17 protein-coding genes are annotated in these 26,648 nt (G+C 45.2%); 13 read left to right on the top strand and 4 right to left on the bottom strand.

Annotated elements, in window-relative coordinates:
• The 4 genes from X919_RS16990 to X919_RS0101585 all read right to left on the bottom strand — a co-directional run.
• Positions 1-194 (bottom strand): hypothetical protein (locus X919_RS16990; protein ID WP_216592148.1); only part of this gene is annotated, 194 nt, incomplete at its 3' end.
• 121 nt (positions 195-315) lie between these two features.
• Entirely contained in the window at positions 316-2,352 is a 2,037-nt protein-coding gene (gene rho / locus X919_RS0101595) for a transcription termination factor Rho (RefSeq protein ID WP_028898747.1), read from the bottom strand.
• Positions 2,353-2,512: 160 nt separating this feature from the next.
• Entirely contained in the window at positions 2,513-4,297 is a 1,785-nt protein-coding gene (rpsA, locus tag X919_RS0101590; protein WP_028898746.1) for a 30S ribosomal protein S1, read from the bottom strand.
• A gap of 151 nt (positions 4,298-4,448) precedes the next feature.
• The gene (locus X919_RS0101585) at positions 4,449-8,810 is read right to left on the bottom strand and encodes a translocation/assembly module TamB domain-containing protein (protein WP_253270062.1); all 4,362 of its coding nucleotides are present in this window, start codon (positions 8,808-8,810) and stop codon (positions 4,449-4,451) included.
• Between the two features lie 236 nt (positions 8,811-9,046).
• Here X919_RS0101585 and X919_RS0101580 point away from each other — a divergent pair, with 236 nt between their 5' ends.
• The 13 genes from X919_RS0101580 (at position 9,047) to X919_RS0101515 (ending at position 26,474) form a co-directional block, all read left to right on the top strand.
• Positions 9,047-10,396 (top strand): Na(+)-translocating NADH-quinone reductase subunit A, encoded by a 1,350-nt coding sequence (locus X919_RS0101580; protein ID WP_028898744.1) that lies wholly within the window; start codon positions 9,047-9,049, stop codon positions 10,394-10,396.
• 21 nt (positions 10,397-10,417) lie between these two features.
• Complete coding sequence (locus X919_RS0101575) at positions 10,418-11,575, top strand: NADH:ubiquinone reductase (Na(+)-transporting) subunit B (protein ID WP_028898743.1); 1,158 nt, start codon at positions 10,418-10,420, stop codon at positions 11,573-11,575.
• Between the two features lie 5 nt (positions 11,576-11,580).
• Positions 11,581-12,294, top strand: coding sequence for an NADH:ubiquinone reductase (Na(+)-transporting) subunit C (nqrC, locus tag X919_RS0101570; RefSeq protein WP_028898742.1), 714 nt, complete (start codon positions 11,581-11,583; stop codon positions 12,292-12,294).
• An 8-nt stretch (positions 12,295-12,302) separates the two neighbouring features.
• A complete protein-coding gene (locus X919_RS0101565) occupies positions 12,303-12,926 on the top strand; it encodes an NADH:ubiquinone reductase (Na(+)-transporting) subunit D (protein WP_004380062.1) in 624 nt (207 codons plus the stop codon).
• 14 nt (positions 12,927-12,940) lie between these two features.
• Positions 12,941-13,567, top strand: coding sequence for an NADH:ubiquinone reductase (Na(+)-transporting) subunit E (gene nqrE / locus X919_RS0101560; protein WP_028898741.1), 627 nt, complete (start codon positions 12,941-12,943; stop codon positions 13,565-13,567).
• Between the two features lie 9 nt (positions 13,568-13,576).
• The gene (nqrF, locus tag X919_RS0101555) at positions 13,577-14,845 is read left to right on the top strand and encodes an NADH:ubiquinone reductase (Na(+)-transporting) subunit F (protein WP_028898740.1); all 1,269 of its coding nucleotides are present in this window, start codon (positions 13,577-13,579) and stop codon (positions 14,843-14,845) included.
• A gap of 447 nt (positions 14,846-15,292) precedes the next feature.
• Complete coding sequence (locus X919_RS0101550) at positions 15,293-16,357, top strand: efflux RND transporter periplasmic adaptor subunit (protein WP_028898739.1); 1,065 nt, start codon at positions 15,293-15,295, stop codon at positions 16,355-16,357.
• Positions 16,358-16,373: 16 nt separating this feature from the next.
• Positions 16,374-19,553: an efflux RND transporter permease subunit gene (locus X919_RS0101545; protein WP_028898738.1), complete on the top strand. Its 3,180-nt coding sequence runs from the start codon at positions 16,374-16,376 to the stop codon at positions 19,551-19,553.
• A 5-nt stretch (positions 19,554-19,558) separates the two neighbouring features.
• A complete protein-coding gene (locus X919_RS0101540) occupies positions 19,559-20,977 on the top strand; it encodes a TolC family protein (RefSeq protein ID WP_036916692.1) in 1,419 nt (472 codons plus the stop codon).
• Positions 20,978-21,357: 380 nt separating this feature from the next.
• The gene (locus tag X919_RS0101535) at positions 21,358-22,746 is read left to right on the top strand and encodes an SGNH/GDSL hydrolase family protein (RefSeq protein ID WP_028898736.1); all 1,389 of its coding nucleotides are present in this window, start codon (positions 21,358-21,360) and stop codon (positions 22,744-22,746) included.
• Entirely contained in the window at positions 22,743-24,251 is a 1,509-nt protein-coding gene (locus X919_RS0101530; protein WP_028898735.1) for an MBOAT family O-acyltransferase, read from the top strand. The genes X919_RS0101535 and X919_RS0101530 overlap by 4 nt, the downstream gene beginning before the upstream one ends.
• A gap of 381 nt (positions 24,252-24,632) precedes the next feature.
• On the top strand, positions 24,633-24,845 hold the full coding sequence (locus X919_RS0101520; RefSeq protein WP_028898734.1) for a hypothetical protein: 213 nt from the start codon (positions 24,633-24,635) through the stop codon (positions 24,843-24,845).
• Positions 24,846-24,863: 18 nt separating this feature from the next.
• Positions 24,864-26,474: a hypothetical protein gene (locus X919_RS0101515; RefSeq protein WP_028898733.1), complete on the top strand. Its 1,611-nt coding sequence runs from the start codon at positions 24,864-24,866 to the stop codon at positions 26,472-26,474.
• Positions 26,475-26,648 lie beyond the last annotated feature (174 nt).

Genomic DNA, 26,648 nt, shown 5'->3' with positions numbered 1-26,648 from the left:
GCGCAGAAAAAAGTCATTGTTTTTTGACTTGCAACCCTGCGGCGCAGAAAAAACTCAGTTTTTTTTGACTTGCAACCTTGCGGCGCAGAAAAAACTCGGTTTTTTTTGACTTGCAACCCTGCGGCGCAGAAAAAACTCGGTTTTTTTTGACGTGCAACCTTGCGGCGCAGAAAATCCCGGGGCGCTACTGCCAACTGACCTTTTTGGCAACGGTGGAAAAACATTTTCGCGGTGGCTGCACCTTCGTTGTTGCAAAAAGAAAAATCCGCAAACAGCGTGTGTCTGCGGATTCTTTTTTAGGTATGCTCCACGAGCCTACGAATTCATCGAGAGCAAGAACTCGTCGTTGTCGCGCGTGTGCGCCATTCGGCTGTGAATAGCGTTCATGGCTTCGATGGGATTCATGTCACTGATGAATTTGCGCAATATCCACATGCGGTCGAGCGTGGTCTTGTCTTGCAGCAAATCGTCGCGGCGAGTGCTCGAAGCCACGAGGTTGACAGCCGGGAAGATGCGCTTGTTGCTGAGCGAGCGGTCGAGCTGCAGCTCCATGTTACCCGTGCCTTTGAATTCCTCGAAAATCACTTCGTCCATCTTGCTGCCCGTGTCGATGAGGGCTGTTGCGATGATGGTGAGCGAGCCGCCACCTTCGATGTTGCGCGCTGCACCAAAGAAGCGTTTGGGCTTTTGCAGGGCGTTGGCATCCACACCACCCGTGAGCACCTTGCCGCTGGCGGGGCTCACCGTGTTGTAGGCGCGGGCCAAACGGGTGATGGAGTCGAGGAATATCACCACGTCGTGACCACATTCCACCATGCGTTTGGCCTTTTCGAGCACGATGCCGGCGATTTTCACGTGACGTTCGGCCGGCTCGTCGAAGGTTGATGCTATGACTTCGGCATTCACCGTGCGCGCCATGTCGGTCACTTCCTCCGGGCGTTCGTCGATGAGCAACATCATCAAGTAGGCCTCGGGGTGATTGGCTGCGATGGCGTTGGCAATGTCTTTCATCAAGATGGTCTTACCCGTCTTGGGCTGTGCCACGATGAGGGCACGCTGACCTTTGCCGATGGGCGAGAACAGGTCGACGATGCGTGTAGAGAGATTGGTGGTGCGGCGGTCGCCACAGAGTGTGAATTTCTCTTCAGGGAAGAGTGGGGTGAGATGTTCGAATGGCATGCGATCGCGCATTTCAGCAGGGTCGCGGCCGTTGATTTTGTCGATGCTGGTAAGTGGAAAATATTTCTCGCCTTCGTGTGGTGGACGCACATGGCATTCAATGACATCGCCCGTCTTCAGCCCATGTTTCTTAATGATGTTGGCTGCGATATAAACATCGTCGGGCGATGAGAGATAGTTGTAATCGCTGGAACGCAAGAAGCCATAGCCATCAGACATCACTTCGAGCACACCATTGGCGCTGATGAGGTTGTCGAAATTATATTTTTCTTGAGTTGGACGCACAGGAGCCTGCCGTTGATAGCTCTGCTGATTGGTCATGCCAATGGTGGGATTGTCAAACATGTCATAGTTGGGCACCGCTCCTTGGTCCTCAATGGGGATATCAACGGCAATGATAAAGTCTGTGCCATTGCCAGGATCGCCTTCCCAAACACCATTGAGCGTCTCTGCTGGTGCGGCATTTTTCTCCTTGCTACGGTCTTTAATCTTGGCCTGCAGTTGTGCCAGCAAATCCTCCTTCTCGTGATCTTCTTCTGCGTTGGGAGGCATGTTGAATTGCGCTTCAGGAATGGCAAACTCAGGAATGTCTGCATGGCTCTGCGTTGCGTCAGTTGCTTCAGGCACGTCATCCGTTGCCTCCTTGGTTGCCTCCTGCTCAGCAGTAACATTGGTGTTTTTTTCTGCCACATTTTCTTCAGGCGCAACGTTTGGAGTCGTCTCCTCAGCTTCAGGTGTTTCGAGTGTAGCTTCTGTTGTAACAACGGCTTCCACTTCTTTTTTCGTTTTCCGCCCTCTGCGCTTAGGGGCAGCTTCCAATGCCTTCTCTGGATTTTCGGCCTTGATGTTTTCTTCGGCTGTTTTTGCTTCCATATCAGTTTCGTTAAAGAGCGATTTCTGCTCCATTTTAGTTGTTTTCTTCTTTGTGTCGAGATTTTCTCCAGCTTTTCCTTTCACGCTATAAACGTGATTGGTCTCTTTTTTTGCTATGCGTGTGCGTTTTCTTTTTGTTGTCAAAGGATTTTTGTTTCCTTCTTCAATCGCTTGCTTGTCGAGTATCGCATAAATGATATCCTCCTGGCTATCATTGGCATGAATTGTTGCACCTAAGCCTTCTGCGATTACTTTTAAATCCGAAATGCTTTTAGGTAATAGTTCATCTTTACTATACATATCTAATTGTATGTGAAAATATTTTGTTGATGGAATAACGTTTCACGGATGGAAACGCCTTGTTTTTATTGTTGCAAAGGTAATTAAAATATTTGTATGCGCAAAAAAAGAGCCTGCTTTTTTCAAAGCAGACTCCTTAATATGAAGTGAAAAAGAATGATTATTCGCCTTTTTCCATCTTAGCTTTCAAATCAGCCAACACATCTAAGTCGCCTAAAGAGGTTCCTGCAGTTACGTTGTTGATTTGAGCAGTTGCATCGCCCTTGTGTGTATTATTATGTTTGCGTGCAGGCTTCGTTGCAACGGCATCGTCCTTGCCTTCTTCGAATGTACGGCTATGAGAAAGGATGATACGTTTGGTATCTTTCACAAACTCAATCACCTTGAAGGGAAGTTCTTCACCAAGTTGTGCCTGTGAGCCATCTTCCTTGACAAGGTGTTTGGGTGTTGCGAAACCTTCGCCACCTTCGTTCAATGTAATGACAGCACCCTTATCCATGAGCTGTGTAATCTTACCTACGTGTACAGAACCTGGGGTATAGAGTGTCTCATAAGTGTCCCAAGGATTGTCTTCGAGCTGCTTGTGACCAAGGCTCAAACGGCGATTTTCCTTGTCGATGTCTAAAACAACAACTTCAATCTCATCACCTACATTGGTGAATTCAGAAGGATGCTTTACTTTCTTTGTCCATGACAAATCGCTGATGTGGATTAAGCCATCAACACCCTCTTCGAGTTCAACGAAGATACCAAAGTTAGTGAAGTTACGAACCTTCGCTGTGTGCTTGCTACCTACAGGATATTTCACCTCGATAGCCTCCCAAGGATCTTCCTTGAGCTGCTTAATACCTAAACTCATCTTGCGCTCATCACGATCGAGGGTCAAAATGACAGCCTCAACTTCGTCACCAACATGTAAGAATTCTTGTGCTGAACGGAGGTGTTGGCTCCATGACATTTCGCTCACGTGGATTAAGCCTTCTACGCCAGGTTGAATTTCAACAAATGCACCATAGTCTGCAATTACAACAACTTTACCTTTTACATGGTCGCCAACTTTGAGGTCGGGGCTCAATGCATCCCATGGGTGTGGAGTGAGTTGTTTCAAACCAAGAGCAATGCGCTTCTTACCTTCATCGAAGTCTAAGATAACGACATTAATCTTTTCATCGAGAGCAACAACCTCATGTGGATCGCTTACACGGCCCCAAGAGAGGTCGGTGATATGAATCAATCCGTCTACACCGCCAAGGTCAACGAATACACCATATGAAGTGATGTTTTTCACTGTGCCTTCAAGCACCTGACCCTTCTCAAGGTGAGAGATAATTTCTTTCTTCTGTGCTTCTAATTCAGCTTCAATCAAAGCCTTGTGAGAAACAACTACATTGCGGAACTCTTGGTTGATTTTAACAACCTTGAACTCCATAGTTTTGCCTACGAATACATCGTAGTCGCGTATAGGATGAACGTCAATCTGGCTACCAGGCAAGAATGCTTCAAGACCAAATACATCAACTATCATACCACCCTTTGTGCGGCACTTGATATAACCCTGAACAATATCTTCGTTTTCGAGGGCAGCATTAACTTCATCCCAGCTCTTGTTGAGACGAGCTTTCCTGTGAGAAAGCATCAACTGACCTTTCTTGTCTTCTTGGTTTTCTACAAAAACTTCAACTTTGTCACCTACTTTTAAATCGGGGTTATAGCGGAATTCTGAAGCTGGGATAATGCCATCGCTCTTGTAACCGATGTTTACAACAACTTCTTTTTTGTCGAGAGCAATTACTGTGCCCTCTACTACTTGATGTTCTTGAATCTTGTTCAAGGTCTCATCATAGGCCTTTTCAAGATCTTGCTTGCTGACATTTGCTTGGGAGCCATTCTCAAACTCTTCCCAATCAAAGTCGGCCAATGGTTGTACGTTCTTTAAATCTGACATAAAAATAATAAAAAATTTAATTAATAAAGTTAGACTTTATGTGAATTGTGGCACACTATATTATAATAGGTGTGCTCGAAAACGCCTGCAAAGGTACATGAATTCGTAAGAATGCTATGCTTTTGCACTTTATTTTTCTTAGTGAAAGCAGTTATTTAACTTTTTTTATTTCTATTCTGTGCTTATTCTTTCTGAATAGTTCGCCTATTCCATTGAAATCTTTTTTCAGAATAAAACCAATTCCTTGTGTGTTTAAGCTGTTTCGAGTGAAGTAACGATCGTTGGTTTGATTGTACATTCTGATAGCGAAATTACCATTCGGAAACAGCAAGTAGCGCAAATCAAAATCGCCAATGAAACTGGTTGTTGCGTTGGCATTGTCGCGATAGCCAAATTGACCATTGAATAGAAGACGATTATTTAAGAGCCGACCACTGAGGATTCCTTCATACTCAGCATTATTCCATCCTTCATCACCTGTAGATATGTTGGCTCCAAAATTCCAATTGGTATTGTTGATGACACTACTCAATACATTGTTGATTTGCTGACTTACTGTTCCGCTGAGGATGCTCTGCATGGCCAAACTGGTTTTGCTTTGACTTGTCTCTGTAGCAGCATTGTTCGATGCTTGGGTGTAAAATCTACCTATGGCCAGCAAGTATAATACTTGTTGATTCATTTCTTCTTCACTATTGATGAGACTAAGCACCATCTGTTTTGCATCACTATTGAGCGTTGGCAAGTCAAGATTAAAGTCTAATTTTGGTGCAGCAGGTGTCCCTGTGATATTCATTAAGCAGTTTACGCGGATGTTGTTATTAGCAAAACTGCGACCAATGTTTAAATCGGATAAGCTAACTCCTTGTACAGTATATTGTGCTTTGAGGTTTAATGCAGCATGATAAGGATCACCTCCAAAGCTAATGGTTCCTCCAGGCATGAAGGTAAAGTCCCGTTTTATTGCATTTTGTATGGTCAGTTTATACATGCCGTTATCGACAAGATAATTCCCATACATGTCAAAACCACCTTTATTATAATAGGTGGCACGGATGCCTCCTGAACCATGTAAGATGATATGGTCATCTGTAGCTTTATCCATGAGCAGTTTAATGGTGGCCTCTGGCGTCATATTGACGAGGAAATTGATGTGCATATCCGAAGGGATATCAGGCTCTTCATCTGTATCTTCTTGCGGCTTATCTTGCACAATTGGTAGGGATTTTTGTCCTCTATCGCTCCAATGGATAAAGTTTTGATCTGTGATAGTGGTTGGGCTGGCTACATTATATACAATCTGCGTGCCCTGATTTGGACGTGCATCAATGTTGATATCCACGTTCCCAGGCTTACCTTTTATATCGCATCGTCCAGTTGCATAGGCTGTCCCATAAAATGTATTATTGCCAAACTCATGGGTATCATAAGCTAAAAGGTTGTGTGCTTCAATGGTACAATCATAGCTCATTTGTGTGAGATGTTGATGGTGGAGTACACCATAGAGCACACCATGATGGCCATCTTTATCATAGAGCGTATCATTCATAAGATAAATTTCATCAGGAATGGCATGCACATGCGCATCTCTAAGTGTATATTCTGTATTCAATGCACTCAGGTGCACCTTACCATTGGCGATTGCATCGCCCGATAAATTAATGTTACTCAGAGGTCCTGCGACTTTGATATCACCAGAGGCATAGCCTTCTACATGGTCAATGAAACTATCACAAAAGCTCTTTAAAAATTCTATTCGAGTGTTGTTGGCCGCAATGTTGAGGTCAATGTAACTTTTAGTTGGCGATACGTAGCCCTGAATATTCGTTTGTGCGAGTATCGGTGTAGGATGATTCCCTTGTATAAGTGTGTCGTGAGCGATGGCATCAATATCTATTTGTTCTGCCTTCTCATTCCATGTCGCATTCGCAGTGAGTGTACCCATGCGCCCATCTTGGAATTTAAAATCACTGATTTTAAGTGTTCCTGCGGCCTGAGGTTTTGCGAAAACATTAGAGATATGCGCGTGTCCTGTAGCCTTTCCGCTAAAGTCTACTGCGTGGAAGTTTACTAAATTAAGGATGTAGGCCACATCGATATTCTTTAATTCGGTTGTGATAGAATCATTTGAGTGAGGAGTCGCTTCACCCGAAATAATAATGTGTTGGTCATCATGTACTACTGCAAAATGGTCGATAGTCAGGTGCTTTGCTTGATAGATAATGTCACTTGGTTGCACTTCCCATGCAGTATTGTCAATCCATATGTTGGAAGGATGAATACAGATATGTGCTGTCGCTAACTTTTGATGAGTGAAAAATGTGGTTTCACTACGTAGAGTTCCCCATATACTTTTCCCTTTAAGATTCTTCCAAGTGAGGGTAGAATTCAATTTGTTATCCGAGGCATTGGCTTGCACGTGAAGATAAATGCCTTGGCCATTTTCATTGATTTTCTTGGTATGAATATTAGCTTTCAGTGTATCTTGCACTGTAGCTATGTGCAAGTATCCTCTTTCAAAGTGTTGCCCAGCATAGGTAAAAGAGGGCATTTGAGCAAAGATATCCATTAGATGGTGCCTATCATTGACCATCATATTGAGTCGAAGCGGTCGTTGTAAGTCTAAATCAATATTCAATACCTGTTGTAACCAATCACTTTTTTGAATTTCGGCTTCAAAAGAAAAATCATTTGTTTTTATCTTTTTGTAGCGTGGAAGGCCTGGAAGTGTGGGTAGTTTTGTAGCAATGATATTGGTGATGCTGTTGGAAAGTGTGGCATAGTCATAGTTTCCTTTTAGGCGCATCTGCCCAAAGTCACTATCTAAATAAATAGTATGTGTGCCCTTCGTTGTGTCTGCTTGTAAGCTCAAGGTGTTGAGGTGATAATGTTTATCGGGTGCTTGCATATCAAAGTCTTTGATACGTATGCTACCTAATGCAGTGTTGAGGTTGTGCCCTTTGATATTAGCCTCTATTTGCATGCCGAAAAAAGCTGCAGGAATTTGTGTCGAAAGTCGTAGAGATTTGGGATTAAAATGTGCTACATTAGCTTGTAATTTGGCATTAAAAAGTTTGCCCATGTTACTCAATGAGCCATTTAGGTGTATTTCTCCGTTAGGGTCATCCATATCAAATTTGCCATTGAAATCTATCTGATGGTTCTTTTTCTTTATGGCTGCATTTAGGGAAATGTTGTGATAGGTGTATTGGTTGTAATCAAACAGGTCAATCACACCTTTCGCTTTCACCCCCAATGCGTTGCCCTTCCAGTAACCATCGGCATCGAGTTGTGCTTTAAAATTGCCAAACTGGGCATTGTTTGTAATTCTCCCTAAGGCTATTCCGGTTGTTTCGATGTGTCCTTTAAAACGATTGCTTTGTAGGTTCACCGCCAATTTGGCATTCCCTGCATCGGTATGGAGGTTACCTTTTAAAGCAATATCTTTTCGGCGACCACTGCAATCTCCTTTAAAATAAATATTTCCTAATCGGGTAATCTCTATTGGGATATGAAATTGTTGCCCTAAATTGTCAACAATAAATTGAATCCCGTTGGCATGTAAGTTAAGCGTATTGATATGTCCTTTCCATTGCAGCTCATTTTGCCAATTGCTTATTTCTCCGTTCGCAGAAAAGTAAATGTTAGAACCAGAGAGGTGTAAATCGTGCATACGAAGTGAGGAGATTGTCCCACTAATCTTTGTTGATAGGTCTATTTTCTTTACGAAAGGGCGTAGTGCGGGTAATAAAAAGGCAAAGTCGCAAGGGCGAATGTAGGATGGCGAGAAAGTGAGGTTGTAAGTCAATGTTGATAGCGCCAGTTGTTTGTTTTCAAACTGATAATGCGCGCTACCATCCTTTATACGGATGTAAGTGCCAGGCATGTCTATGTTGAGATAGTTCAAATGGGCTTCTCTTTTGTTGGCTTGTAGCTTTGTTATCAGTGCGTTGAGGTGCACACCACTGGCCTCATCAAGTGCTAAGCGCTTGATTTGTAAGTTTAAACTATCGTTGGTTAGAGTATTAACCAAGATGTGAGCGCTGAGGTTTGTAATGTGGAGGTGCTTTAAATTGAGTTGCCCAATGGTCTTTGGCGCATCATTCTGGTGGTAAATGAGCGTACCATTTCGAATGATTAATGAGCCAATGATGACATCAAGTTTTGATTCTTTTTGAGGCTCTTTTGATGCAAGTGAATCGAGAACAAATTGATAATTGGGCTTACTTTGTGCTGTTTGCCGATAGGTGTTGGCTGTGGCGCCAAATAATTGTGCGGAAGAAATAGAGACTTTTCCTTGTAGAAGTGATAAAAGGTTTACCTTGATGGAGGCGCGTGAAGAAGTCAATAACTTCTGTTGTTGCTGGTCGTAAATGGTTATTCCGTCGAGGATGATTCGATTGAGAAAACCTAAATTAATCTCTTGAATTTCGACTTTTGTACCTAATTTTTGTGCAAGCGCATTGCTTGCTGTATTGCCTATACAAGTTTTTACAGCAGGGATATGCAGCAATATAACCAGTAGTAAATATAGACCCGCAAAAATCCATATTACGCTATTGACAATATGTTTAAGTCGTTTCAGATGCTTCCTCCCTAATTTTTGTGACGTTGCAAAAATACATGAAAAAAGGAATATACAGGAATAATTTGACTTTTTTCTTTTCTTTATGCTTATTTTTCCTTAATTTTGCATCGGTTATTTCGACTGATTTGAGGAAATGAAATATAATATTATATAAAATAGTTATGGCAAATGTAATTAAGTTGCGTAAGGGCTTAGACATTCACCTAACGGGTAAAGTTGAAAGTACTCAGGTAACATCACTCAAGAGCAAAAAGTATGCAGTGGTTCCTGATAGTTTTGGCGGTGTTATTCCGAAGGTTCTTGTGCGCGAAGGCGATCATGTTAAGACTGGAGATGCATTGTTTGTGAATAAAAGATATCCAGAAGAGAAATTTGCTTCTCCTGTAAGTGGTGAGGTTACGGCTGTTGTTCGTGGAGATCGGCGTAAAGTTTTATCCATTGTAATAGAGGCAGATGAGAAGCAAGAATATATAGATTTTGGGCAACGTGATGTAGAAACGCTAACAGGGGATGAAGTGAAACAGGCCTTATTGGAAGCAGGCTTGTTTGGCTTTATTCAACAATTGCCTTATGCTGTAGCAACGACACCTGATACCTTGCCACGCGATATTTTTGTATCAGCCTTTCGTGATATGCCTTTGGCTGCCGATTTTGAGGTGGAATTAAAGGGGCATGAAGCTGAATTCCAGGCAGGTCTAATAGCCTTGTCAAAAATGCAAACGACTCATTTGAGTGTGCATAAGTGTCAAACGGCTACGGCTTTGCTTCAGGCAAAAGGTGTAGAATTACATGTTATAGATGGTAAATGCCCTGCAGGAAATGTTGGTATCCAGATTAATCATATTGCACCAGTGAATAAAGGTGAGGTTGTTTGGACGGTTGATCCCGCGGTGGTCATTATGATTGGCCGCTTGTTTTTGACGGGGAAGGTAGACCTTCGCCGTGTGATAGCCGTGGCAGGAAGTGAGGTTAATCATCCAACCTATGTAGAAGCGTTGGTGGGTACACCTTTGGCTGTTGTTTTAGATGGGCAACTTAAGCATACAGCGCATGTGCGTGTCATCAATGGTAATCCGCTAACAGGAACAAAGACGACACTTGATGGTGTTGTTGGTGCACATACATCAGAGATTACAGTTATTCCAGAAGGTGACAATTTGCATGAGATGTTGGGATGGATTTTGCCTCGTTTTCAACAATTTTCTACCTCACGAAGTTACTTCTCTTGGCTGTTAGGTAAGCGCGAATACAACCTTGATGCACGTGTAAAGGGAGGTGAACGCCATATGATCATGAGTGGTGAATATGATAAGGTGCTGCCGATGGATATCTATGGTGAGTATTTAATTAAAGCGATTCTCGCTGAAGATATTGATAAAATGGAACAATTAGGCATTTATGAGGTGAGCCCTGAAGACTTTGCCTTAGCGGAATTTGTTGATTCTTCGAAGATGGAACTCCAGGCCATTGTGCGTCGTGGGCTTGACATGTTGCGCAAAGAGAATGCTTAACGTAAACGAATATAAATCATGATGAGTTTAAGAAAATATCTCGATAAGATTAAACCCAACTTTGAAGCGGGTGGAAAATTGCACGCTTTCCAAAGTGTTTTCGAGGGGTTTGAGACCTTTTTGTTTGTCCCTAACACCACTGCAACGACAGGAACGAATATTCATGACGCCATTGATTCAAAGCGAATTATGAGCTTTGTGGTGATAGCTTTGCTTCCGGCGTTGCTTTTCGGAATGTATAATGTGGGCTATCAGAATTATCTCCTTGCAGGGAATTTGGCGGAAGCATCGTTCTGGAGTATCTTTTTCTATGGTGCATTAGCTGTTCTTCCAAAGGTTGTTGTGAGCTATGTTGTCGGTCTTGGAATCGAATTTGCGTGGGCACAATGGAAGCATGAAGAGATACAAGAGGGCTATTTGGTGTCGGGTATAATCATTCCTTTAATTGTTCCAGTAAGCTGTCCGTTATGGATGTTGGCGTTAGCTTGTGCTTTTGCCGTTATTTTTGTAAAAGAAATATTTGGCGGAACGGGTATGAATATATTCAATGTAGCTGTGGCTGCACGTATGTTCTTATTCTTTTCTTATTCTAATGCTATGACAGGTGATCGTGTTTGGGTCGCTAATCATTCTATATTAGGTTTCGGAAATGACCTGCCTGATGCTTTAACGGCAGCAACACCATTAGGAGAGTTGGCTGTAGGTGCACTTCCACACGCTTCTATTGCCGATATGCTTATCGGTTTTATTCCAGGCTCTATAGGTGAAACGAGTGTTATAGCAATTGCTATAGGCGCCGTTATTCTTTTGTGGACAGGTATTGCAAGCTGGAAAACTATGGGCTCAGTATTCTGCGGAGGTATTGTGATGGCGTTGTTATTCCATGCGTTAGGTATGACGCCAGTGCAGTGGTATGAGCATATTATTTTAGGTGGTTTCTGCTTTGGAGCAGTGTTTATGGCCACCGATCCGGTGACTTCAGCGCGTACTGAGACGGGAAAATACATCTATGGTTTCCTTGTTGGCGCGATGGCAATCATTGTTCGTGTGATGAATCCCGGTTTCCCCGAGGGCATGATGTTAGCGATATTCTTTGGAAATATGGTAGCTCCGTTGATTGATTATTGCGTAGTGCAACGTAATATCTCACAGCGTGCAAAACGACTAATGAATAAATAAAGACAATGAAGACAAATTCTAATTCATATACAATTATCTATTCTGCCGTAATTGTTGTTATTGTGGCTTTTCTCCTGGCCTTTGTTTTTCAGGGATTGAAGCCACAACAGGATGCCAATGTGGCGTTGGACAAGAAAAAGCAGATACTCAATGCGCTCAATATTCGTGATTTGAGTAATGAAGCTGCCGATAAAACCTATAAGGATGTGGTTGAGGCTGATGAGATTATTGACGCACAAGGCCATATCTTAAATGCTGGTAAGCCTGGTGGTGAAGCTGCAGGTTTTAAGTTGGAAAGCAAGGATTATAAAGAGGGGCGCCTCGCTTTATATGTTTGCAAGGTAAATGGGCAGCGCAAATATGTCATTCCTGTTTATGGAATGGGCCTTTGGGGACCTATAAGTGGTTATATTGCTTTGAATGAAGATAAGGCTACGGTTTATGGTGTTTATTTCAACCATGAGAGTGAGACTGCTGGATTGGGTGCAGAAATTAAGGATAATGCGGCATGGCAAGCCAAGTTCCAGGGCAAGAAATTGTTTGCTAATGGTAATGATAAGACTATCGCTTTAGGTGTTGAGAAAAAGGTTGATGACCCTGCAACACAGGTCGATGCGGTCACGGGCGCAACGCTTACCAGCAATGGAGTGCGTGACATGTTGCACGAAGGGCTGAGCAAATATTTGGTATTTTTGAATGAACATTCCTCTAATCAATAGTAAAACAAATGAGCTTATTTAGTAAACAAAATAAAGAGGCCTTTATCAATCCCCTGAATTTGGATAATCCCATCATGGTTCAGGTGCTTGGTATTTGTAGTGCTTTAGCTGTAACGTCGCAATTGAAACCCGCTATCGTGATGGGGCTTGCCGTTACCATTATCACTGCTTTTTCGAACGTCATCATCTCATTGATACGTAAAACCATTCCATTGCGCATCCGCATTATTGTGCAATTGGTAGTAGTGGCAGCCTTAGTGACTATCGTGAGCCAGATTTTAAAGGCTTTTGCCTATGATGTGAGCGTGCAACTGTCGGTTTATGTTGGTTTGATTATCACCAACTGCATTCTGATGGGTCGTTTGGAAGCTTTTGCTATGATGAATAAACCTTGGCCGAGTTTCTTAGATGGTTTGGGCAATGGTTTGGGCTATGCGATGATTTTGGTTATCGTGGGTGCTGTTCGCGAACTCTTAGGTCGTGGCAGTCTGTTGGGATTCCAACTTATTCCGCAATCTGTTTACGATGCAGGATATATGAATAATGGTATGATGACGATGCCTGCCATGGCGCTTATTCTGTTAGGTTGTGTCATTTGGGTGCATCGTGCTTATATCTATAAAGAGAAATAAAACAAGAAAAAAAGATGGAACATATCATATCATTATTTTTCCGTTCGATATTTGTCGACAACATGATTTTTGCATTCTTCCTCGGCATGTGCTCGTTCCTTGCCGTGAGTAAGAACGTGAAAACCTCTTTCGGTTTGGGCATGGCCGTTACCTTTGTGCTGTTGGTTACCGTGCCTGTAGACTATTTGTTGCAAACCAAAGTCTTAGGCCCCGATTGTCTCATTGAGGGAGTTGATTTGTCGTATCTGAGTTTCATTCTCTTTATTGCAGTAATTGCTGGTATCACACAATTGGTTGAAATGAGTGTTGAGAAATATTCTCCTTCGCTCTATTCAGCTTTGGGTATCTTCCTTCCGCTGATTGCTGTGAACTGTGCTATCATGGGAGCGTCGCTGTTTATGCAGCAGCGCATCAACCTTGACCCAAACAACACACAGTATATTGGCAATGTTGTTGATGCCATCGTCTATGCTATTGGTTCAGGCTTTGGTTGGACCTTAGCCATTGTGCTCATGGGAGCCATTCGCGAGAAGATGCAATATAGTGATGTGCCCAAGCCGCTTCAAGGTCTTGGTATCACCTTCATCACCGTGGGACTAATGGCTATGGCTATGATGGTATTCAGTGGCTTAAAAATTTAATTCAGAACTATGGGAGAATTTATACTATATAGCATCGGAGTATTTTTAATCATCATACTCCTGTTGGTCATCATCCTGCTCATCGCGAAGAAATATCTCAGCCCCAGTGGCAATGTGGATATTGTTATTAATGGTGATAAGAAAATCAACGTACCCCAGGGCAGTAGTGTGATGACGACGCTCAATGAAAACGGCATCTTTTTGCCCTCTGCCTGCGGTGGAAAAGCAAGTTGTGGGCAATGCAAAGTGCAAGTGTTAGAAGGTGGTGGCGAAATCCTCGACTCGGAGCGACCCCACTTCTCGCGCAAGGAAATCAAAGACCATTGGCGATTGGGCTGCCAGTGCAAGGTGAAAGGAAACCTTTCGCTGAAAGTGCCCGAGAGTGTCATGGGCGTGAAAGAATGGGAATGCATCGTCATCTCCAATAAGAACGTCAGCTCGTTCATCAAAGAATTCAAGGTGGCTTTACCCAAGGGCGAACACATGGACTTCATTCCAGGATCATATGCGCAGATTAAGATTCCCGCTTACGATTGTATCGACTATGACAAGGACTTTGATAAGGCGCTTATCGGCGACGATTACATTGGTACGTGGGAGAAATTCAATCTCTTTTCACTCAAGGCACACAATCCCGAACCCACCGTGCGCGCCTATTCGATGGCCAACTATCCAGCCGAAGGCGATATTATCACGCTCACCGTGCGCATCGCTTCAACACCTTTCTTGCCCCGTCCACAAGTGGGATTCCAGAATGTGCCGACAGGCATAGGCTCGTCTTATATCTTCTCTCTCAAGCCGGGTGACAAGGTGATGATGAGCGGGCCTTATGGCGATTTCCATCCTAACTTCACCTCAGGTAAAGAGATGATATGGATTGGTGGTGGTGCTGGTATGGCACCTTTGCGAGCTCAAATCATGCACATGACGAAGACCCTCCACACCACCGACCGCGAAATGCACTTCTTCTATGGTGCACGTGCGCTGGTTGAAGCTTTCTTCTTGGAAGATTTCTGGGAATTGGAGAAAGAGTTCCCCAACTTCCATTTCCACCTTTCGTTAGACCAGCCCGACCCGAAGGCCGACGCTGCAGGGGTGAAATATTATGCTGGCTTTGCCGTGAATTGCATTCGCGACACCTATCTGAAGAGTCACGAGGCACCCGAAGATTGTGAATATTATCTTTGTGGTCCTCCTATGCTCATCAAGACGGTTACTGACTATCTCGATAGTCTTGGCGTAGAGCAAGATGCCATTATGTATGATAATTTTGGATAAATAGTTATATGTATGGAGGCGGTCAACAAGCGGAAGTTTGTTGGCCGCCTTTCTTTGGCTGCCAGATGGCTGCTACAACGATGTAATAGCTATTGTGCCCGAACGACTGTTTTTCTCAAAAACGATTGATTGTAATCCCCCGAACGACTGTTTTTCTCAAAAACGAGCGATTGTCAACCCCCGAACGGGTCGCCGCAACGATGTAATAGCTCATATTGACCCCCGAATCGCTTGTTGCAACGATGTAACAGCTCATATTGACCCCCGAATCGGCTGTTGCAAGGCGCAACAGGTGTTTATCCGAAGCATGCGACGCGAGCAACGGCATTTTTGCACTGTTTGCTCCACTTTTAGCACACAATAAACTTTGGTTACAAAGTTTTAAGTGCCATTTTTACAACCTATTTATATTATTGTTATCTTTGCAAAAATTTTTGAAAGAGGTTTATGAAGAGCGTATTCAGTTTAGCATGCTTCGTGGCTTTATTAGCGTTGTGGGGCTGTCATTCCAAGAAGAATGAAGAAGTGGTTCCTGTTTACACGGCCACCACGCCGTTAGTAGACGATGTCTCGTTGCCGCAGTCTTATGTGGGTAACATTGTTTCGCTGCGCAACATCGATGTGCGTTCGCAGCAGGATGGCATCTTGCAAGATGTTTATGTTAGAGAAGGGCAAGCGGTGAAAGCAGGTCAATTGCTGTTTCGCATTGCCATTTTGGGTGCTAACGAAGAGATTGCGAAGGCCAAGGCTGAGGCTGAGCAAGCGAAGATTGAATTGCAAAATACCACGAAGCTTACAGAAAATAAAATTATCTCGAATAATGCACAGCGTATGGCTCAAGCCAAATATCATAGTGCTGAGGCCGACTACCAGTTGGCTTTGTTGCACAAGCGGCTTTCGTTCGTTCGTGCACCTTTTGCTGGTGTGCTGGGGCGCATCCCCAACAAGCCAGGCAGTTTGGTGGAGCAGGGGACATTGCTAACAAACTTATCGGACAACAGCAAGATGTTGGTTTATTTTAATATCTCTGAAACCGATTATTTAGATTATCGGCTCCATCCCGAGCGTTATACGCAGTCGCCGCTTCAGTTGGTGTTAGCCAGTGGCGATGTGTTTCCTGCTCGTGGCAAGGTGATGGATATCTCGGGCCAATTCGACCGCTCTACTGGTACCATTTCGTTGTGTGCTCTCTTTGGCAATCCACAAAATTTGTTGCGCGATGGTGAGACTGGTATCGTGAAACTCTTTGTAGAAAAGAAACAAGCCTTGATGATACCCCAGATAGCCGTTTATGAACAGCAGGACCGAAAATATGTGTTTGTGGTGGACCAGCATAATGTGGTGCACCAACGCGCCATCAAAATTGCGGCTGAGGCTACAGGTTTCTATATTGTTTCGTCGGGGCTGCACCCCACCGATCGTTTTCTTGTGGATGGCATTCAAAAGGTGAACGAAGGCGATAAGGTGCGCCTGCGGGTGGTATCGCCAAAGGAAGCGATGAAGTTGGATTAATTAAACGCAGATTAGCATGTTTAAAATCTTTATACGCCGGCCAGTGCTTTCGATTGTTGTCTCGCTGGTTATTGCTTTTGTCGGTGTGCTTTCGCTGTTCAATCTTCCTATCACACAATTTCCGTCAATATCTCCTCCAAAGGTGAATGTGGTGGCCGATTATCCCGGTGCCAATAACGAATTGTTGGTGAAATCGGTCATCATTCCGTTGGAACAGGCTTTGAATGGCGTTCCCGGCATGAAATATATTGAGAGTGATGCGGGCAACGATGGTGAGGCCGAGATTAATGTGGTGTTTAAATTGGGTACTGACCCCAACGTGGATGCCGTGAATGTGCAAAACCGTGTGTCGGCGGCCACCAATAAATTGCCACCCGAAGTGATTCGTGAGGGGGTGAAGATTTCGCGTGAGGAGCCCAATATTCTCATGTATATTAACCTCTACAGCGACGACCCCAAGGTTGATCAAGAGTTTCTTTACAACTATTTCGATATCAATATCTCACCCGAATTGCTACGCGTTGATGGTGTGGGTGATCTCGATATTCTTGGTACGCGTGATTATGCCATGCGTGTTTGGCTGCATCCCGACAAAATGGTAGCCTATGGTTTGTCGACCGACGACGTGAGCGACGCTTTAGAAGATCAAAATATTGAGGTTTCTCCCGGAAAGTTGGGTGAGAGTGGAGGCTTACGTCCGCAGGCAAAGGAATTTGTGTTGAAGTATCCAGGACGTTACACTACTGAGGCCGAATATGGCAATATCATTATCAAGAGCAATAGCAATGGGCAGGTAGTGCGTTTAAAAGACATTGCTGACGTGCATTTAGGCAGCGAGGTCTATGACATTTATTCCACGCTCAATCGGCGTCCGTCAGCGGCTGTGACGTTGAAGCAAGCCTATGGCAGTAATGCGCGCAATGTCATCACACAAGTGAAAGCAGCCATGGCGCGTTTGCAAAAAGATATGCCCAAAGGTATGCACTATGAGATTAGTTATGATATCAGTCGCTTCTTAGATGCCAGTATTGAAAAGGTGGTGCATACGCTGTTCGAAGCCTTTGTGCTGGTAGCCATTGTGGTGTTTATCTTCTTAGGTGATTGGCGCGCATCTATCATTCCCGTCATGGCCGTTCCTGTGTCGTTGCTGGGCAGTTTCATCGCCATGTTAGCCTTCAATATCACGCTCAATATGATTTCGCTCTTTGCATTGGTCATGGCCATTGGTATTGTGGTCGATGACGCCATTGTGGTGATTGAGGCCGTTAATGTGGAGATGTCGCGCAACAAGCTATCGCCTGTCGAGGCTACAGAAAAGGCTATGAAAGAGATTAGTGGTGCCATCATAGCCATCTCGCTGGTTATGGCTTCAGTATTCATTCCAGTGGCGTTCATGGGTGGTCCTGAAGGTATGTTCTATCGCCAGTTCTCTATTACGATGGCTTCGAGCATCCTGTTTTCAGGCTTCGTAGCACTGACACTGACCCCTGCACTCTGCGCACTTATTCTCACCAAAGAGCAAGAGAATCATATACAAAAGGGCTTCGTAGGTCGTGCATTGCAACGTTTCAACGAGCAGTTTAATTTGGGTAGTCTCAAATATGAGCGGCTCATTCGTCGCACCGTTACACACAAAGCCTTCACCATGGGTGCCATTTTGTTGTTTTGTATATTGGCCTATTGGGTGAACATGGGGCTCCCTTCGGGTTTTATTCCGCAGGAAGATCAAGGCATGATCTATGCTGTGATTGAAACGCCACCAGGTGCAACCATCGAGCGCACCAACAAAGTAGCACAGCAGCTGTTGAAGATAGCCGAACAAGAGGATGGTGTGGAGAGCGTTTCATCGTTGGCAGGCTTTGAGATTCTTTCTGAAGGAACGAGTGCCAACTCGGGCAGCTGCTTGATTAATCTGAAAGATTGGAAGCACCGCAAGCGCACAGCCAAGCAGATTATTGCCGATTTGGAGGAGAAATGCAAACGCATAACGCAAGCCAATATCGACTTTTTTGAGCCACCTTCAATACCAGGTTATGGTGCAGCCAGTGGTTTTGAATTGCGCCTGTTAGACAAGACTGGCAATAACGATTATCATGAGATGGAGCGCGTAAGTAAAAATTTTGTGGCAGCACTCAATAAACGCCCCGAAATAGGCAATGCCTTCACGTTCTATTCGGCGAGCTATCCGCAATATATGCTCCATGTTGATGACGCTTTGGCTCTGCAAAAAGGGGTGGAGCCTGGCAAAGCACTCAACAACCTTTCAGTGCTGGTTGGTTCAGATTATCAAACAGGCTTCATTCGTTTTGGTAAACCCTATAAGGTGATTGTGCAAGCGGCACCGCAATATCGTGCTTTTCCGTCTGATTTACTCAATCTCTATGCTAAGAACGACGATGGCTTGATGGTGCCTTATGCCGCATTCATGTCGTTAAATAAGGTTTATGGCATGAGCGAAATCACGCGCCACAACCTCTATAATTCGTCTGAGGTGACTGGTGCACCAGCTGCAGGTTATTCCAGTGGGCAGGCTATGCGCGCCATTCAAGAAGTGGCGCAACAGAACTTGCCGAAGGGATTTGACTACGATTGGGCGGGTATCTCAAAGGACGAAGCCGATCAAGGCAATACTGCAATTATCATCTTCATCGTCTGCTTGGTGTTTGTCTACCTCATTTTGGCTGCACAATACGAGAACTTCCTCCTCCCATTGCCTGTCATCATCTTCTTGCCTGTGGGCATTTTCGGCGCCTTCTTGTTGCTCAAGCTCTGTGGCTTAGAGAACAACATCTATGCGCAAATTGCCTTGGTGATGCTCATCGGCCTATTAGGTAAAAACGCAGTGCTGATGGTTGAATATGCGGTGCAGCGCAAGAATCTCGGCGCACCGATAGCTGAAGCTGCTATTGCTGCAGCTGTTGCACGTTTCCGCCCCATTCTCATGACGAGCATTGCCTTCATCGCAGGTCTCATTCCCTTGGTGTTGGCATCGGGAGCTGGCGCCATTGGTAACCGCACGATAGGTACAGCTGCCGTAGGTGGTATGGTAATAGGCACATTGGGTGGATTGTTGCTTATACCTGGTCTCTATTATATTTTTGCTAACATGGCCGACAAACTGGTGAATTACCAAAAGGAGAAGCCATTGAGTGAAGAGAAAGATAAACGTTATACAAAGATTTTAGATCAAAAGTAATTCTCATGACTTTTCACAATAGTTCCCGCATCGCAACGATGCTTATAGCCTTGTTGGTGTTGGCTATCACAGCCTGTAAGACGCCGCAAGCTACACAACCTAACGACACATTGGTTTCGTTGCCACCAACATCCACAGATACGCTCTCACCCTTACCAGCCTGGCGCGATTTCTTTGAAGATGCCACGCTGCGCACCCTTATCGACACGGCACTGCATAATAACCGAGATCTCAAAATCATGCTGCAAGAGTTGGTTATTGCCAAGAGTGCTCTTGCCGCCAAGCGCGGTACTATGCTGCCTTCCGTAACGGCAAATATCGGCGCTGGTGTATCTAAAGTGGGGCGTTATACGGCTGAGGGAGCAGGTAATGTGGGCACAGAGCTCACGCCTGGGCACAACATCCCCACGGTCATTCCCGACTTGGCGCCATCGCTTCAGGTAGATTGGACTATCGACCTGTGGCAGAAACTCAATAGCAGCAAGAAAGCTACAGTAGAGCGCTTCTTGGCTTCGCAGGCTGGACAGCGGGCGTTGCGTGGACAATTGGTGGCCGATGTGGCTGAAAACTACTATACACTTTTAGCCTTAGACAGCAAGTTGGCTGTAGTGGCGCAATATATTGCCCTGCAGCAAAAAGCTGTTAAGCTGGCGCGCATACAGAAAGAGGCTGATGCAGAAACGCAGTTGGGTGTGGATAAGTTCGAGGCAGAACTGGCTAAAGCGCAGGCAGACGAATGGCTGTTACGGCAGGCCGTGATAGAGACTGAAACCAATCTTAACTTGCTTCTTGGGCGCTTCCCTGCACCTATTGTACACCATGCCGATAACTTTTTGCAGTTTTCGTTGCCCAATATCGTGCGTACTATACCCACGCAATTGTTGCTGCAGCGCGCCGATGTACAGCAGGCTGAGCACCAATTGCGTGCAGCCAAATGGGATGTCGAAGCGGCACGTAAAGCTTTTTTACCCTCGCTCAATCTCTCGGCAGCCTTGGGTTTAGACGCTTTCAATCCAAAATATCTGGTGCGTACGCCCGAGTCGGTGGCTTTCAGTGTGCTGGGGGCTTTCACGGCACCGCTCATCAATCGGCGTGCCATTCAGGCCGATTTCGACCAAGCTAATGCTTTGCAAATAGAAGCGCTCTACAATTACGACAAGGCCTTGCTTACAGCGTGTGGCGAAGCCCATACGTTGCAGGCCAAATTGCAGAATTTGGCGCACTATGCTCAGCTGAAACAGCAGCAGGATGCGGCGTTGCAGCGTGCCGTTTCGGCTGCACAACAGCTCTATTTCAACAATCGTGCCACTTATCTCGACGTGTTGGATAGCGAGCGCGATCAACTTGATTGCCAAATGGAACGTATAGACACACAATTGCAGCAACTCTCAGCTGCAGTTGAGGTTTATCGCGGCTTCTTCTAACAGGTCTGCCCGGTCTTAGATAAAATAGGGTATAAATGAATGCACAAATTACTCTACTGCTGTTGAAAGGTGGTGGTTTATGCAGCCGATTCGACAACTTTTAAATCAGGGACTATCTGTTGTGTGTCGAAAATAAAATGCTCCTTGTCCATAACCACTAAAATTTAATAAAAAACAAAGGGGTAAAGGAGTGTCAAATTCCAGAATTTCTTTCTACCTTTGCCACCCATTAAAGAGGACTGCAAAAACTGCGTTTTTACAAATCCATTGGGTGATAGAAGCAGTTTGGCTACTGGACAAAGTGTGGGCTCGGTAGTTTCTTTTGAGCAGGATAGCACACGTGCATACTATTTTTTGTATAAGAGAAAGAGAGAGAACGAATGAATCAGTCCGTAAGAACCTTTACACTGACGGGATTGGTGGCTGCTGGGTTGCTGTTGATGCATGAACTGCCACCGCTGAGCATTGGAAGCACCGCATTGCGCCATGTGAATATCTTAAGCCAGTTGCTGCCCGAACATATGAGCGATCAGCCTGATGTGGTGCCTGTACCCCAAATACCTAAGCCTCTTATGGCCGTGAACAAGCAGGGCAAGGCTGTGGCTTTTAAAGAAGTATGGCCCAAAGGTGTAGAGCCGATTGCCGATTTTTCAGCTGGTAAAGCGGGCGGTATGGATGCTTTCTATGCTAAGCTCAGCGAGGTAAAGCAGCTTAATCGCCCAGTGCGTATTGCCTATTTCGGCGATTCGTTCATCGAAGGTGACATTCTGACGAGCAACCTGCGAGAGCTATTTCAACAACACTTTGGCGGTTCGGGTGTGGGCTGGGTCGACTGTGGAACACCCTTGTCGGCTTTCCGACGCACGGTGAAGCAGCAATATCGTGGCGTGAAGGAGTTTACTGTGGTGAAAAAGCCCTTCGACAAGCAGCGGCAGGGTATTGCACAGCGCTATTATGTGCCCGCAGAGGGCGCACAGGTTACCACACAAGGCTCGGGCGCGCTACCTTATGTAGCCTCATGGCAGTGTGCACAATTGTTTCTGCGTAGTCCACAGCCCATTCGAGTTACCATAGAAGCCAATGATAAGCCTACATCTGTGCATCTGACACAGCCATCGGATGGGGTACAGATGATTGAGACACGTGGCCTGATGCGCAGTGTGCGTTATGCTTTTGCTGATGTCACACCGCACACCACACTCTTTGGTATGGCGTTGGAATCAAACAAAGGTGTCATCCTCGATAATTTCTCTATGCGTGGTTCGTCGGGTGTACAGTTGGGGCAGATTCCGCAGCCCACGCTCTCTGCTTTCGCTCGCTTGCGCCCATACGACCTTATCGTGGTACACTATGGCATCAATGCTGCTGTGCAGGGCAATACGATGCCACTAATGCGAAGCTATATGAAACGCATGAAGCACGCCATTGAACACTTGCGAGCATCCTATCCCATGGCCAGCATCTTGGTGGTGAGTGTGCCCGATCGCGATCAACGCACAGCCGACGGAATCGCTACAATGAAGGAAGTAAAAGAGTTGGTGGGGTTGCAAGCACAATTGGCTGCTGATTGTGGCGTGGGCTTTCTTAATCTCTATCAAGCCATGGGAGGTGAAAACAGTATGAAACGACTTGTCGACCGCAATTTGGCCAATAAAGACTACACGCATTTGAGTTTTGGCGGTGGCAAACAGGTGGCTGGTAAAGTGTTCCCTTCATTCATGGCTGGATTTGAAAACTATAAACGCCGCAAGGCATTAGAATTGCAATGATAGACCGTTTGATCCATTTGCTTGCGTATCATCCGCAAGAGCCGCTCATCTTCTCGAGCGGGTTGTTTCTGTTTCTTTTTCTGGGCTTCTCGTTCATCTATATGTTACTGCAACAGCGGCTGAATGCGCGCCTGGTGTTTGTGACACTCTTCTCCTATTATTTTTATTATAAGAGCAGCGGCCTTTATTTCTGGCTGTTGGCTTTGGTCACCGTGAGCGATTTCTTCATTGCGCGCGGCATTCAACGCTTGGCCGATATATCTGCAGCCGATGCAACACGCACAAACCATGCACGGCATTGGCGCAAAGCCTTGGTGGCACTGAGTCTGCTCATTGATTTGGGACTGTTGGGCTATTTCAAATACACCAACTTCTTCGCAGGCATGGTGAGCCAGATGTTGGAGCACAATTTCCAACCATGGGATATCTTCCTGCCAGTGGGAATCAGCTTTTTCACGTTCCAAAGTATGAGCTATACCATTGATGTCTATCGAGGCGATTTAAAACCATTGCCCCATCTACTCGACTATGCTTTCTATGTATCGTTCTTTCCACAATTAGTAGCAGGGCCTATTGTGCGTGCAGCCGATTTCGCACCACAGATACGTCGCCCACTCGTCATCACCAACGACATGTTTGCGCGTGGCGTTTATTTCATTCTCATCGGGTTGTTTAAAAAGGCCGTCATCAGCGATTATATCAGTCTGAATTTTGTCGATCGCATCTTTGACAATCCCACACTCTATAGCGGATTAGAAAATTTGCTCGGCGTTTATGGCTACGCGCTGCAAATCTATTGCGACTTCAGCGGCTATAGCGACATGGCCATTGGCATAGCCTTGCTGCTGGGTTTCCATTTCCCCATCAACTTCAATGCCCCTTATCGCTCAGTGAGCATCACCGACTTTTGGCGGCGCTGGCACATCTCGCTCTCCACATGGATTCGCGACTACATTTATATCTCCTTGGGTGGCAACCGCAAAGGCAAGCTGCGTCAATATGTCAATCTCGTCATCACAATGCTCTTGGGTGGGTTGTGGCATGGCGCAAGTCTCAACTTTGTGGCATGGGGTGGGGCACATGGCCTCGCACTCGCCGTGCATAAATTCTTCAGTCAAGAGGTGTTGCGTCATGGGCGCAGCTTTCAATCCCATGGCGTGCGCAAGTGGATAGCCATTGTGCTCACCTTTCACTTTGTGTGCTTCACGTGGATTTTCTTCCGGCAAAAAACATTCATGGCAGGCTGGACCATGCTGCGGCAAATCTTCTTCAACTTCCATGCCGAGTTGTGGCAGCAGGTGTGTGCGGGCTATCAATATGTGTTGGCCTTCATGGCCTTTGGCTATCTCACCCATTTCTTGCCCGACACTTGGCAGGAGTGGTTCATTTCACTGTTGCGCCGCTGCAATGTGGTGGTCTATGCGCTGCTGCTCACTGTCGCCATCTACATGGTCATTCAGGTGAAGAGTTCCACCATTCAGCCCTTCATCTATTTCCAATTCTAATGACAATTTTCCATTTATCATTTGCCTTTCTCCCGAAAAGTTTATAACTTTGCCGCCAATTAAACTGAAAGTGTTTGTATGCAAGCGAAAAGTAATTTTTCAAGCAGTGTGATTTTTAACATCAATTATTTGGTTGAGCCAAATAATTGTATAAACACACACACACACACACACACACACACACACACACACACACATTCGCGCGACCGCTCTTAAACAGCCGTCACGCGCGCGTAATATACAACATAAACACTCGCAAACAAAGGGTGTGCACGAAGTTTTTTCATAACTTCATGCACACCTTTTTTGCGTGCATAAATGAATGGATTGTGTGTGCAAAACAAGGATGGAATAACGTTTAATAAAAATAGTTTTAACGAGATGAAGCAGACAAAGAAACGGGCATACGCGAAGCCCGAAAGCAAGATTGTAAGCGTGCAGATGGAGCATTTGTTGCAGGCTGTGAGCGGTCAGCACAAACACATTGGCCAAGGCGGAACCTATGGCGATGCCAAGCGCAACAACATGGAATGGGGCGAATGGGACGATGAAGACCAAACTGCGCCCACCGTAACGAATGAGGGTAACGAATAACAAGGAGGAACAACAACAATGAAACTCAAAACATATTTCAACGCCGCCCTGCTCTGCCTCGCCGCAGGCCTGCTGGCAGCTTGCTCGGATAACAACCTTACCGATGGCAACAAAGACAAGCAAGGCAAAGAGGAAGTGAAAGGCGTGCACTTTGAAATTGATAAGCCAAAGTTAGAGGGCTCATCGCGCGCCGTTGTCAATGAAGATGGCACAACCAATGCCAAAACGCGCACTATCATCAAGCACACCATTGGCAATGGTGCCGATGCCTATTGGAGCGACGACGACAAAATTTGGGTGAGAGATAAAAATGGTGAGTGGAAACAAAGCATCTCCACAGAGGTGTATGACGAAGGTCGCCGTGCCACGTTCATCTTGCCTGGTGACGATGGCGATTATAACGACAACTGCGCCGTTAGCTATGTCGCAGATATAGATATGGGCACTGTAGGCCATTATTATACGGGTGATACGGGTATATTACATGATCCTGATGATTATAATATAGTAATTGGCCCTGCAACAATGATTGCTTCAGAACAAAACCAGACCAGAGTTAATGATTTTAGTCAAGCGGGAAAATGGGGTGATTGTGGTATAGGCGTAGCTAAGCGAGTCAATGGGAAGTTTGAGTTTACACTCGACCACAAATCAAGCTACCTTTGCCTTCTCCCACGCTGCGAGAATGCGAGTTTGGGAGCCAACATTGAACTCACTAATATTCGAATAGAGGCTGACACCTATTTATCCAGTGATATTTTAATGTTCCCTACTACAGGAGTGCTTGGTATGATAGGTTATTTGTCTGGTAGTTGGAGCTCTAAATATATCAATGCCACAGTCAACAACTTTCCACTGACCAACACCACTACAAGTCTCGAAACCAATGCCTGCTACTTCGTGGTTCTCCCAGGTACGCACGACCTCACCGTCACCTACACCATCAAAGACAAAGTGACGAATGTAGAAACCACCATCAAAAAGCCATTAGGAAGTGTGGTTTGCAAGGCGGGTGAGGTGACCGACATCACGTCAAACCTAACTCTTCCGTCACAAGCTTACACGAATATCCAACCAACGAGTGGTGTGCCCAATGCTGAGGAGGCAGCATGGTATGCAGAGTTAGGCGATGCACACATGGTAACACTTCCCGCCTCGGTTGTGGAGTTGAATGGGCACTTAGAAAATATTGCTGTTAAAGGCATTTGGCTCAAGAAGCGCGCAGCAATCATTCGCGACAATCCAGCACTATTTGTCACTGATGCGGCTCATAATAACTTCTCAAGTGCGTATCATGGAGTGATGTTTTCAGAATGGTCATGGCTTCCGTTGCCGGATCCTCTTGTTCCTGGGTGGGATGGTATATATTCGATAAAAGAAGGCGTTCCTGCAAATTTGAGCGATTATTTCTTCCTTCCAGCATTAGGGGGGCGCAATGGACTTAGTGTAGTTGGTGGTTATGGAACGATAGGGGCTTATTGGACATCATCCAAACATTATAATCCTGATGATTATGGCTCTTATACAGTACCTACTCCATATAGTCTATACTTTAATTGTACAACTAAAAAGATATATTTGTATGATAGTTCAGCATTTAATGCAATGGTTAAAAAGGCCTTCGAATAGTTTCAAAAAAGCTATTCAGCACTGCAAAATGCAATATCGGACAGAAGAAAAGTTGCTGCACGGATGTAAAACGTGTTCGGGCGCGCCCGAACACCTGTTGCAGCGATGTAAAATGGCTTCGGGCGCGCCCGAACACTTGTTGCACGGATGTAAAGCCGCTTCGGGCGCGCCCGA

The sequence above is a fragment of the Prevotella sp. HJM029 genome (assembly GCF_000599605.1).
Classification (GTDB): domain Bacteria; phylum Bacteroidota; class Bacteroidia; order Bacteroidales; family Bacteroidaceae; genus Prevotella.
The sequence above is the reverse complement of the archived record's forward strand: the minus strand, read 5'-3'. Positions and strand labels throughout refer to the sequence as shown.